Origin of the sequence: Sphingomonas sp. BK069, assembly GCF_014193405.1 — a bacterium.
In the GTDB taxonomy this organism is placed as follows: domain Bacteria; phylum Pseudomonadota; class Alphaproteobacteria; order Sphingomonadales; family Sphingomonadaceae; genus Sphingomonas.
In genome coordinates, this window is record NZ_JACHZH010000005.1 from 82,486 (window position 1) to 94,176 (window position 11,691).

Annotated in this window: 6 protein-coding genes; 1 reads left to right on the forward strand and 5 read right to left on the reverse strand. The window is 68.4% G+C overall.

Annotated elements, in window-relative coordinates; genetic code table 11:
* Positions 1 to 165: 165 nt before the first annotated feature.
* From FHY02_RS15815 to FHY02_RS15830, 4 genes are all read right to left on the reverse strand, one after another.
* A complete protein-coding gene (locus FHY02_RS15815; RefSeq protein ID WP_183923905.1) occupies positions 166 to 636 on the reverse strand; it encodes a hypothetical protein in 471 nt (156 codons plus the stop codon).
* Between the two features lie 509 nt (positions 637 to 1,145).
* The gene (locus FHY02_RS15820; protein ID WP_183923907.1) at positions 1,146 to 4,265 is read right to left on the reverse strand and encodes an RHS repeat protein; all 3,120 of its coding nucleotides are present in this window, start codon (positions 4,263 to 4,265) and stop codon (positions 1,146 to 1,148) included.
* 153 nt (positions 4,266 to 4,418) lie between these two features.
* Positions 4,419 to 4,625: a hypothetical protein gene (locus FHY02_RS15825; RefSeq protein ID WP_183923909.1), complete on the reverse strand. Its 207-nt coding sequence runs from the start codon at positions 4,623 to 4,625 to the stop codon at positions 4,419 to 4,421.
* A gap of 251 nt (positions 4,626 to 4,876) precedes the next feature.
* Positions 4,877 to 5,032 (reverse strand): hypothetical protein, encoded by a 156-nt coding sequence (locus FHY02_RS15830; RefSeq protein WP_183923911.1) that lies wholly within the window; start codon positions 5,030 to 5,032, stop codon positions 4,877 to 4,879.
* Positions 5,033 to 5,403: 371 nt separating this feature from the next.
* Between FHY02_RS15830 and FHY02_RS15835 the strand changes: the two genes are divergently transcribed.
* The gene (locus FHY02_RS15835) at positions 5,404 to 8,496 is read left to right on the forward strand and encodes a TonB-dependent receptor plug domain-containing protein (RefSeq protein ID WP_260172941.1); all 3,093 of its coding nucleotides are present in this window, start codon (positions 5,404 to 5,406) and stop codon (positions 8,494 to 8,496) included.
* Positions 8,497 to 8,545: 49 nt separating this feature from the next.
* Here FHY02_RS15835 and FHY02_RS15840 read toward each other — a convergent pair whose 3' ends face one another.
* Entirely contained in the window at positions 8,546 to 11,623 is a 3,078-nt protein-coding gene (locus FHY02_RS15840; protein WP_183923913.1) for a TonB-dependent receptor, read from the reverse strand.
* Positions 11,624 to 11,691 lie beyond the last annotated feature (68 nt).

Sequence of the window (11,691 nt, forward strand, 5' to 3'; positions counted from 1 at the left end):
CCGGCGCCGCCGACCCGACGGGTCATGGGCGACGCGCGTCGTCGCGTCGCCCGCCCTGCCCTCTCACACGAACGTCACCGCCGCGCAGCGCTCCAGCGCGTCATAGCCGAGCGACAGCCCGCGCCCGTCGCGTAGCGGCATCATGCGAAGCCGCTGCGGCAGAACTCAGCGCTTCGATTTGTAGCGCGCTATGTCCGAGCCAAGATCCGGATCGTCGGCGAGTGCGTCCAAGGTGGCCTTGGCCTCGGGTGAGCGCGATCTACGGAGATTGTCGACGAAGAAGATGCGCGTGCGACCGTGGACCGGGTTCGACACGAGTTCGATCAGTTCACCGCGCCGGTCCGGCTTGGCGATCGCGGACAGCGCGACGGCGAGACCGGTCTTCATACCCGTATCAGGCGGCTCCTTCTCATAGGCGGCGCGGAGGATCGGCCACGCATAGGCCGCCTCCTTTACCGCCAGCGCACGCCCGATCCCCTCGCGATTTCGGTCGAGGTACGGCCCATCGAGATGCTGCAGCAAGACGGGGATCGCACTCTCATATGGTACCGGCGTGTTGACCAGTTCCCAAGGGCTTCTCACATCCCAGCCGACTTGCTTAAGTTCCGTCGCAAGTGGCGCGCTGCCCTCGTCCATAATCCTAATTTTTCCGGCGGTTTCGGCCGCTTTCTTTCTTGCTCTGGCCTGGGAGACAGGGTCTCCGCCAAGTCGCGCCAGCAGCTCTGCCGCCGTAATTGGACCCTTTCTTCTTATTATCACCTACTCACCTGTAATGTGTCTAATATGAATGTCACCAGACATCATCAACTCTCCCTAGTCGCCGCTCAATCTTGAATTAGACCTTATATACAAGCTGAATGCAAGACCGCTTCGCTTGCTGTAAGCAAGATACGACCGCAATTGACTCGAGAAATAGATATTCAACGTTCTTCACTTTGCTCAGTGTAGTTCTATTTATGCCATCCGGATATCGCCGCTGCCCTCCTGGCAAGTCTGTAGTACCCTTCGGCCCAATGTCGTAATGCGCGCGAACCGCGGCTTCTCCCTGAGCTCCAATCCTGCCGATGTGGAAGACGCGTCCGACCCGGCATAGCAGGTTGCAGGGCACTTTCGCCGTGACAACCACCTCGGCACCGACGGTGCCGTCAGGACCACTCGTCGACGCGGTCGCGCCAACGTCCATGCGGCCCAGCGTGCCCTGCGTGCCCTGCGTGCCCTGCGTGCCCTGCGTGTCGAACTGCACCCTCGCGCCGAGGCCCGGAGCCGCGCTCGTCCGCCTCCAGCCAGCGCCGCCGCGTCCGGTCCGCCCCGTCGTACCACACCAAAGGCTCGTCCGCCCCCGCCCCCGGCACGTAGCGCGCCACCACCGCGCCCGCGCGCCGCTCCGTCACCAGCTGCGCGCCGTCCCACTCCCACGCCAGACCCGCCGGCTCCACCTGCACCAGCCGACCCAGCGGGTCATAGCCCAGGCGCCGGTCCGCCGCCGCGCCGTCCGCCCCCGCCGCCACCAGCCGGTCGTGCAGGTCGTACACGTAGCGGTCGCCCCCGCTCGCCCCGTGCGCGCTCGTCAGGTTGCCGCGCGCGTCATAGCTCGGCACCACCGCCCCCGAGCGCGTGTACTGGTTCAGCGCGTTCACCCCGTAGCCGCGCGTCACGTCCATCGGCGCGCGATACGCCAGCGTCCGGTCCGACAGCGTCCGCCCGGTGATCTGCCCCGCCGCGTTCGTGTCGAGCCCGATCGACACGCCGCCCACGCCCAGCGTCCCCAGCCACGGCGTCCCGCCGTAATCGTAGCTCGTGTTCGCGCCGTTGCCGAGCAGCCGCCGCGTCCGCCGACCCAGCGCGTCATACTCGTACGACGCCAGGCTGTGACCGCTGTCCTCCGTCACCGCGGTCAGCGCGCCGGTCGGGTCATAGTCGTAGCGCACCCAGAAGCCGTCGCCCCAGGTCAGCCGCACCCGCCGGCCGGCCGCGTCATAGTCGCTGCGCAGCGTCCCCGAGGCGCCCGTCTCGCTCACCACCCGCCCGAGCGCGTCATAGCCGTAGCCCACGCTCTGCCCCGCCACGTCGCTCACGCTCACCGTGCGGTCGAGCAGGTCGTAGCCGTAGGTCGTCGTCGCGTCGCTCGCCCCGGTCGGCGACACGAACGTCACCGTCGCGCGACGACCCAGCCCGTCATAGCCGAACGACAGCGCGCGACCGTCCCGCAGCCGCACTCCCGCCAGGTCGCCGTTGACCGCGAAGCTCAGCTCACGATAGTCCGCCGGCCCCGCCGCGCAGTCCGCCACGCTCGCCACCGCGTAGCAGCTCCGCCACGGACGGTCGAAACCGTCGCGCGCATAGGCCGTCGGATGGTCGTCACCGTCGGTCACCACCGCCACCACGCCGTTCGCGCTGTAGCTCGTCCGCTCGGTCGACGGCGTCGCGCTGCCATAGCCGCTCGTCTGCCACCGCACCCGGCCGAGCAGGTCATAGCCGCGACGCACCACCCGGTCGGTGCCGTGAGGACCCGTCTGCGGCGTGCACGCGTCGCCCGCTTTGTCCCACTGCGACGGGTCGAGCCGCGTCACGCTGCACTCCGGGCGGCCATGGCCGTCGTAGCTCTGCTGGCTCAGCGCATAGGTCTTTCCGCCCAGCGCGAGCGCCTGGCGCACCGGACGGTGATAGCCGTCATAGCCGTAATCGAGCCGCTGCAGCGGGGTGAAGCCGCCGAAGTCGGGCGCGGCCGGACTCGTGTCCGTGCCCTGCTCGACCGACCCCACGCTGCCGTCGGCATTGTAGGTCACCCGCGTCGCGCGTGCCGCGCGCGGGCCGTCGCCGTCCGGGTCGGGCAACACCGTGCCGGTCGGTCGGCGCAGCAGATCGTAGCGGGTGCGCACCGTGTCGGCCGGGCCTACCAGCGGCCCATCGGCGGCCGTCACGTCGCCGATCGTGTCATAGGCGAAGCTCGTCGTCGCGCTCAGCACCGCGGCATCGTCGGGAGACGCCCGGCCCCCCGCCGCGCGCGCGATCGACGCCACGTTGAGCCCTTCGCCGTAGCTCAGTGCCGTCACTGTCTCGTCGGCGGTGCCGGCGCAGTCGACCCGCGTAGCGCAGACGGAGAGCCGCGAGGGCAGCCACACGCCGGGGGCGGAGTCGATGAGGTTGCCGTCGTCGTCATATTGCGGCGTCGTATCGATCGCCGCGCCGTGCGCGTCGAACTTGTCATAGTCGTAGCGCGCGGTCGCGCGCCGTGCCGGCTGACCCGGATCCGCCGCGGGCCGTGTCACGCTGCGCACCCCGCCGTGGACCGGATCGTAGCTATAGTCGGTCACGCCGCCGCGGGCGTCGGTGGTGGTGAGCGGCTGGTTGCACGTCAGCGGGTTGTCGCATGTCGCCGGATAGGTCGCGCTGGTGACGATGTCCGCCGGGGTGCCGGGCGTCTTCGACACGATCCTGGTCTCGACGACGTTGCCCCGGTCATCGTAGCTGAACCTAGTGTAATTGCCTTCGGGTTCGGTCACGCGCAGGAGCAGGCCGCTGTCCGGGTCATACTCGTATCGCCGCGTCAGGACCGGCCCGTCCGGCTCGGCTTGCCACTCTTCGCGCAGCAGGTTGAACAGCGTCTCGCTGAACACGTATCGCCGCGCCGGCAGGTCGCCCTCGACGACCGTCATCGTATGGGTGAGGTCCTCGTTGTCTGTACGGGAGTAGGTCGTCGTCACGCCGCCATTCGTCACGGTGGGGCTGCCCTCCCCGACGATCACCTCGTCGTCGCTGGTCGAGCCCGGCCGCCGCACGCTGATCGTGCCATCGGCGCGGGTCACCGTCGTCCGCTGTCCTGCCGCGTCGGTCGCCGAGCCGTCGGCGTCGACCGAGACCTGGCGCAGACACCCCGCGCCCGACGTCGCGCCGCACCCGTCGGCGAGGCGGCCGATCCCGTAGCCGGTGCGCTGGAACCATGGCATCGTCCAGGAGCCAGTGTCGGGCAGCTCGCTCTGCCCGTATAGCAGCCGCAGGACATAGCCGTTGGTCGACAGCGAGCCGAGCCGCATCCAACGCTTTTTCTTCTTGCGGATGGCGGAATGCCGGGTCGTGCCGCTGTCATAGTTGAAACTGACCGTGAGACCGTCGTGGCGCCGCAGCGACACCGGCAGGTAATTGCTGGGCGTGTTCGCGATCTGGTAGTGTTCCAGCCATTTAAGCCGGAACATCAGCTGGTCCCCGGAGCGATTGGTGTAGATGAAGTCGTTGCCGATCAGCTGGAGCGTCTCGCCCTTCTTCATCAGCGGGACGAACCCTCCACCGTCCTGCTGGAGGAATTCGGTGGTGATGTCGCCGATCGAGACGAAATAGCCGCTCCCCTGGATCAGCAGCCGCGCGCGCGTGAGATCGTCGGCCCCATCGGACCAGCGCAGCGCGGTATCGCCGCTGCCGATCTACAACGACGCGTAGTGACCAACGAAGCGGCCGGTCGCGAGATCGATCCCGTTCTTGTCGACCGTTTGCCCCGGCGTGCCGGGATCGACGTAGACGGGCCCGAGCTCGGGATCATCGTCGCTAACCTGCGCTCGCGCGGAAGCGGCTGCAATCAGAGAGACGAACAGCAACAGGCCGCGACAGACGGCGGGGAGAATGACGGACACGACGGCGCTTTCCCATATGCGCCAGCCGCGACACTCCCGCAGAACGCGACGCCAGACCCTGACGGATTGGCGATGACGCGGCTTACACCCGCCTCGTCGCGACGCCTCCGCGCCACGCCGATCGAGCCGTTCTGTGCCGCACCACGATCATCGCCGCCCTCCGCCACATTATAGGCGGGGCAGGACGGCGGCATCGCGCGGCGCGCGAGATACCAGCTTCTCTCACGCCGGGATGGGTCAGCGGGCGCCGCTCAGCCGCGCCGATCCTGCCGTCCGGCGGCGAAGCCGCGCAGCCACTCCGTGCGTTCATACCGCACCAGCGATGTGAGATACGGGCAGTCGCCGAGCGCCCCGCGCACGTCGGCGCCGCGTGCCCAACCTTCATTATACGCCGTCGGTTCCGACATCTCACGCGATGACGCGCGCGCCCGATCGGACGATCGCATGACGATCATCCACTTTCCCCCTTTGACAGCGTGCGCGACCGAACGGCCGGACGCCGCCGCGCATAGACCGGCCGCCCACGAGCCCCTTCGCCTGATCGAAAGACCGCCACGCGATGCGCCCCGGCTACACTCCCGATCTAATTGTCAAATTGGTATTGTTTCGGCCCTGCCATCATGACAGCATGGTACCTACCAACACGGGAGGGAGCGGGTCCGCCGCGCGGTAATGGCCATTAGCCAGCCGTGCGCGTGCGGGTGCGGGAAGGTCGCGCGACAGCGATCGCCGCGCGCGCATGTCTCACCCGCGCTCGTTGGCGAACGAAGGGGAAGACATGATGATGTTCAGGGGAATGCTCGCCGCGTCCTGTTGCGCGGCGGCGCTGATGGCGCTGCCCGCCGCAGCGCAGGTCACCACCGATAGCGCGACCGACACCGATCAGGGCACCGCCAAACCGATCGGCGATCCGGTCGCCTCGGCCAAGCTCGCGGCCGACGTGCAGCGCGCCGGTGAGGCGGACGGTAGCGCGAGCAGCGGCGACGTGGTCGTCACCGGCACGCGCATCGTCCGCCCCAACAATCGCTCGGCCGCGCCGATCGTCACCACCACCGCCGCCGACATCGCCGCGCAGGGTGCGACCACGATCGAGGAGGTGGTCAACCGCCTGCCGCAGGTGCAGGTCAACAGCGAGCAGAACTTCAGCGATTCCGAGGGGCGCCAGCGCATCAAGCTGCGCAGCCTGGGCTATGAGCGCACGCTGATGCTGATCGACGGGCTGCGCATCGGCCTGCCCAACACCGTCGACGTCGGCATCATCCCCAACGCGCTGGTCGAGCGGATCGACGTGCTGACCGGCGGCGCCTCGTCGGTGTACGGGTCGGACGCGGTCTCGGGCGTCGTCAACTTCGTGCTGAAGAAGAACTTCACCGGCGTCCGCATCGACGGCAACTACAGCTTCTTCAACCACAACAACCGCAGCAGCGCGGTGACGGAGGCGGCCGAGCGCGCCGGCTTCAACGCAGTGGACGGGCTGAGCAACGACGGCGGCCGCGCCGACGTCAGCCTCGCCGCCGGCGCCGACCTGTTCGACGGGCGCGTGAACATCACCAGCTTCATCAACTATCGCCAGTCGAGCCTGGTCAAGCTGGTGGATCGCTCGAACAGCGTCTGCGAGGTGACCCAGCCGAGCAACACCGCGCCGCTGTCGTGCACGCGCGCCAGCTACACCCCGGCCGGCACGATCATCCCCCAGTCGGGCGCCTTCGCGGGGCAGCAGTTCGTCAACAACCCCAACGGGAATGGCACCTTCATCCCGATCAACAGCGGGCCGGCGGGCAGCTCGGCGAACCCGTATGACGACTGGGCGTTCCAGCGCCCGTTCAACCGCGTCAACGTCGGCGGCTTCCTCACCGCACAATTGGCCGATGACATCGAACTCTACAGCAACGTGCTGTTTTATCGCGACAAGTCGTACAATACCCAGCTCAACCGCACGTACAGCTACTCCGTCTACGGCGACACGCCGTTCCAGGTGAACTGCGACAACCCCTTCCTGTCCGGGTCGCAGGCGCAGGTGCTGTGCGGCACCAACGCGGGCGTGGCGGGCGCGTTCGCGCCGCTCGACGTGCGCTACCGCTTCGACGGTCTGCCGCTAACCCAGCAGAAATTCACCAACGAGGGCTATCGCATCGTCGCCGGCCTGCGCGGCAAGGGCTTCAACGACGTCTGGTCCTATGACATCGCTGGCATGGTGTCGCGCGCGCGGCTCGACACGATCGACGTGCCGTTCGCGCGCTTCGACCAGATCAACCGCTCGCTCGACGTGGTCAACGTCGGCGGCACGCCGACCTGCCGCTCGGTCGTCAACGGCACCGACCCGAGCTGCGTCCCGTTCAACGCCTTCGTGCCGTTCAACCGCGACCAGGCGACCAACAACTACCTGTACGGCGGCGCCACCGGCGGGATCAGCACGCGGATCCCGCGGCTGCTCCAGTTCCTCGGCACGGTGAGCGGCGACCTCGGCAAATACGGCATCACCTCGCCCTTCGCGCAGCAGGGCGTCGCGCTCGCGCTGGGCGCCGAATATCGCGAGGAGATGGAGCGGACGATCGTCAACGAGATCTTCGTCCAGAACAACGGCGGGCAGAACCAGCGCGTCACGCAGAACATCTTCGAGGCCAACGCCGAGATCCAGGCGCCGCTGGTAGAGGACCAGTCGTGGACGCGGCTGCTCCAGCTCAACGGCGGCTATCGCGTCTCCAAGTACAACCGGCTCGCCGGCAAGTTCGACACCTGGAAGATCGAGGGCCTGTGGTCGCCGGTGGCGGACATCACCTTCCGCGCCTCGTACAACAAGTCGCAGGCGGCGCCCGGCGTCGGCGCCGCGGCGGGGGCGACCAACATCACGTGGAACCAGGGCTTCTACTCCGATCCCTGCGCGCCGCGCATCGACCCGGGCAACCCCAACGGCCCGCGGCTCGCGCCGCTCGGCACGCCGGCGCAGTGCGCCAACACCGGGCTGCCAGCCAACCTCTACGGCAGCACGACCCTGATCTGCCCCAACGACGCCTGCACCGTGCGCGAGGGCGGCTTCAACCTGACGCCGGAGAGCGCCTTCACCAAGACGTTCGGCGTGGTGCTGCGCCCGCGCTTCCTGCCGGGGCTGACCGTCTCGATCGACCGCTGGCTGATCGACCTCAAGGATCAGTTGGTGTTCCTCCAGCCGCAGGACATCATCAACGAGTGCCTCAATACCGGGCTGGAGTATTTCTGCCGCGGCATCGTGCGCAACGCCGCGGGCACGCTGTCGAGCTCGCCCGCGACCAGCCCGGCGAGCGGCTGGGTCGCGCGTGGCTCGTCGAACGGCTATACCGAGCAGTCGTACGGCTGGGACTTCCAGGGCCAGTACAATCTCGGCCTTGGCAATTACGGCAAGCTCGACATGAGCTTCAACGGCACGCTGATGACGCGCAACGGTGGCCAAGCCTCGCCCGCGGCGATCAAGCGCAACTGCACCGGCTATTTCGGCGCCGGCTGCGGCGAGAGCATGCCGCGCTGGCAGCACCAGCTGCGCACCACCTGGACCGCGCCGGACAACAGCACCAGCGTCTCGGTCAACTGGCGCCACCGCGCTGCCATGCCGCTGACCTTCTACGCGCCCGAGGACACCGGCATCCCGCAGCAGGACGAGAGCGCGCGGCGGGACCAGTTCCCCGGCATCGGCGCGTACGATTGGATCGACCTGGCGCTGACGTTCGACATCAGCAAGCAGATGACCTTCCGCGTCGCCGCCAACAACCTGTTCGACCGCGATCCCCCGATCGTGCCCGACAGCCGCTCGACCATCGGGCTGCTGCGCGGCAACACGATCATGGGCTATGACCTGCTCGGCCGGCAGATCGTCGCGGGCGTGTCGCTGCGGCTGTGACCTAAACTGAGCGGCCGTGCGCTCCCCACCGGGAGGCACGGCCGCTCCCTCACCCGTCGCCGCGTTCGCCGAGGCGGACGCCAAGCGTCAGCCGCACCGAGCGCGGCGGCTGATATTCGAGCGGCAGGCCGTAATGCGGGTCGAGCGTGCCGGCGCGATTCTCGCCATATTCGTTATAATCGGTGCGCGCCGCCAGCCCGAGCAGGTTGAACACGTCGATCGAGACGAAGCTGCCCGGCAGCCGCGGCAGGTCGAGCTGCGCGTTGACGTCGAGCTGCCGCCGCCAGTCGCTCGCGAAGGCGGTGCCGCGCGGCACCAGATAGGTCTCGCGGCCGCTCGCCGGGTCGCGGAAGACCTGTCGCGCGGAGAAGCGCGGCTGCGCGCAATAATAGCTCCCGTTGTCGTAGGCCGCGGCGAAATTGGCGGCGTCGTAATAGGTGCCGAGGCAGGAGAAATGCCGCGGTGACTCGATCAGCACGTTGGCACCGACCCGCCAGTGCGCGCCGATGCCGTAGCTGCCGAGCAGTTTGACCGTGTGCGCGCGCTCGTTGGGCAGGATGCCATCGGCCCCGTCGAGCAGCCCGGGCTGGTCGAAATCCTGCGTCTCGCCGGCGTTGCGCTGGCCGTTGTCCGATTTGACCGAGCCCTCGTAATTACCGCGCAGCCGCGTGTAGGTGTAGCTCGCCTGGAGCGACCAGCGATCGGCGTAGCCGCGCTGCACCTCGAGCTGGACGCTGTCATAGTCGCGCCGCGCCTTGGGCAGCGCGAGCGCCGCCGCGCTGAGCCGCGCCACGCCGCACTGGCGCGGATCGACGTCGCAGCGCCCGTTGAGCCGCACCGTCACGTCGCTGCCCGGGTTGGCGAGCACATATTGGTGGAAGCCGGTGAACACGTCCTCGCAGCCGGCGATGCCGTTGTCGCGGCAGTAAGCGATCGCCGCCGCGTCCACCGCCATGTCGTCGAGCGCGCGGCCGAGCCGGCGGTTGATATAGGCCGCGCGGAACCGCCACGCGCCGAGCCGCTGCTCGACGCCCAGGTTCCACTCGTCGGTATAGTTCGGCTGGAGCGTGCTCGAGATCAGCCCGTCGGTCGGCACCTTGACGCCGCTGCGGAAGACGCCGGAGCAGAGCTCGCCCGCGTTGGGCGCGACGGCGGGGCACGGGTGACCGCGGGTCGCCGCACCGAGCCCGAGCATGTTGCCGCGCGCGTCGAAGCGCAGGCCGAGCGGCACGCCGGCGGAATCGACCACGCGCGGGTCGACTCCGGCGGGATACGCGAAATCCTGCTGGTAGTTCAGGCCGGCACCGCCGAGATGCACGTCGATGTCGGTCGAGACCGGCAGGAAATAGCGGTTCCATGAGCCGAACAGGCTGGTGCGATGGTCGCCGAACACGTCCAGCGCGGCGCCGAGCCGCGGCCCCCATTGGTCGCCCGAGCGGAAGAAGGTGGCGCCGTCGATCGCGTCGTTGCTGAAGCGGTCGTCGCGCAGCCCGGGCTGGAGCGTCAGCCGGTCGCCGAGCAGCGACCAGCTGTCCTGCACGTAGAAGGACTCGTTGCGCGCGTGCCAGACGCCCGCGTTCCGCGAGAAGCTGCGACGGATATACTCTGGCATGAGTGTGAAGTAATGACCGCCGTTAAACGAGGTGTCGCTGACGGAGGTGAGCGACTCTCGCTCGACTCCGGCACGTACATGGTGCGCGCCCGCCAGTCTTAGATGCGCGTCCGCGTCGGCGCGGTAGAAGCGGCGTGTGTCGCCGCCGGCAGAACGATAATAATCGTAGCCTCGCACGATCTTGGTGTCGCCGCTGAGTGTGCTCGTCACAACCGCCAGTTCCGGATCGGCTTCATGCTCACCGGCGTCGTGGTTCTCGCCGTACGATCCCGACAGCGACAGCCAGGGCGCGAACTGGCCATGGTAGGTGACGACGAAATTGTTGCCGCCATGGGTCTCGTCCACCCCGCCGATCGCCGCGCCGACCCGGTCGCTCGCGGCGTCGAAGGCGCGATAGCGGTAATGGTCGGTGTAGCGGTTGCGGAAGAACGTCGCTTCCAGTCGCTGGCCGTCGCTGATCACCGCGTCGACCTTGGCGCCGAAGAACGGCGAGCGGTCGCTCTTCCGCTCCTGCCGCGCGTCGAGCAGATTGACCTTGGTCTCGCTGCGGCTGTTGGGGTTGTAGAGCGCGTAGAGGAACAGGTGATCGCGGATGATCGGGCCGCTGACATAATAATTGGCTTCCGCCTCGCTCCGCGCGTGCTCGCGGTAGCGCCAGGCGTAGCTGTCGGGCGAGGTCGCGCGCAGCCGATCGGGCGCGTAGCTCACCAGCGCGCCGGCCTTGAAGCGGTTCGAGCCCGATTTAGTGACCGCGGTAACCGCGCCACCCAGCACGCGGCCGAACTCCGCCGGCAGGCCGTAGGTCTGCACCGAAAACGACTGGTAGAATTCGATCGGCGGCGTGTTGCCGCCGAGGAAGGTGCGGAAGTTGGTGACGTTCAGCCCGTTCACGTAATAGGCGTTCTCGGCCACGGTGGCGCCCGACAGGGAGGCGAGGCTGCCGAAGGTCGTGTCGCCCGCGTTGGTGCCGGGCGCGAGCAGCGTCAGCGCCGTCTGGTCGCGCGCGATCGGCGAACGGTCGAGCAGCCCGCCGACGTCGCCGATCGCCACGCCGCCGGTTCCCGGCCCGAGATCGTTGACGCGCCGCGCTTGCCCGGTGACGACCACGTCCGCCACGGCGCGCTCCTCCGCCGCCGGCGCGCCGACCGTGAACGTATAGGCGTTCACCGCCCCCGCGCCGATCGTCACCGTGTCGGTCAGCGTGGCCGCGCCGGGCAGCTCGATCGTCACCTCGTAGCGGCCGATCGGCAATGCGGCGACGCGGAACGAGCCGTCGCGCGACACCGCCGCGACGCGCGTGAACCCCTGTGCCTCGGACCGCAGCGTGACCGCGCCGCCCTCCGCGCGCGTGCCGTCGGCGCGCTGCACCGTGCCCGACAGCGCTCCGGTGGTATAGTCTTGCGCCTGGGCCGGCCCGCCTACTACAAGCGCGGGTATGGACGCGGATAGATATGCTATCGATCTTGCCGCGGCTGCTGGCAGCAGCGCTCGTCCGGCGCGACGGGTCGCCCGCATCTTTACTTCCCCTTGTCTATCGTTGACGCTCCCTCTGGCTCACCCGAACGAGCCAGCGGGGAGGAAGA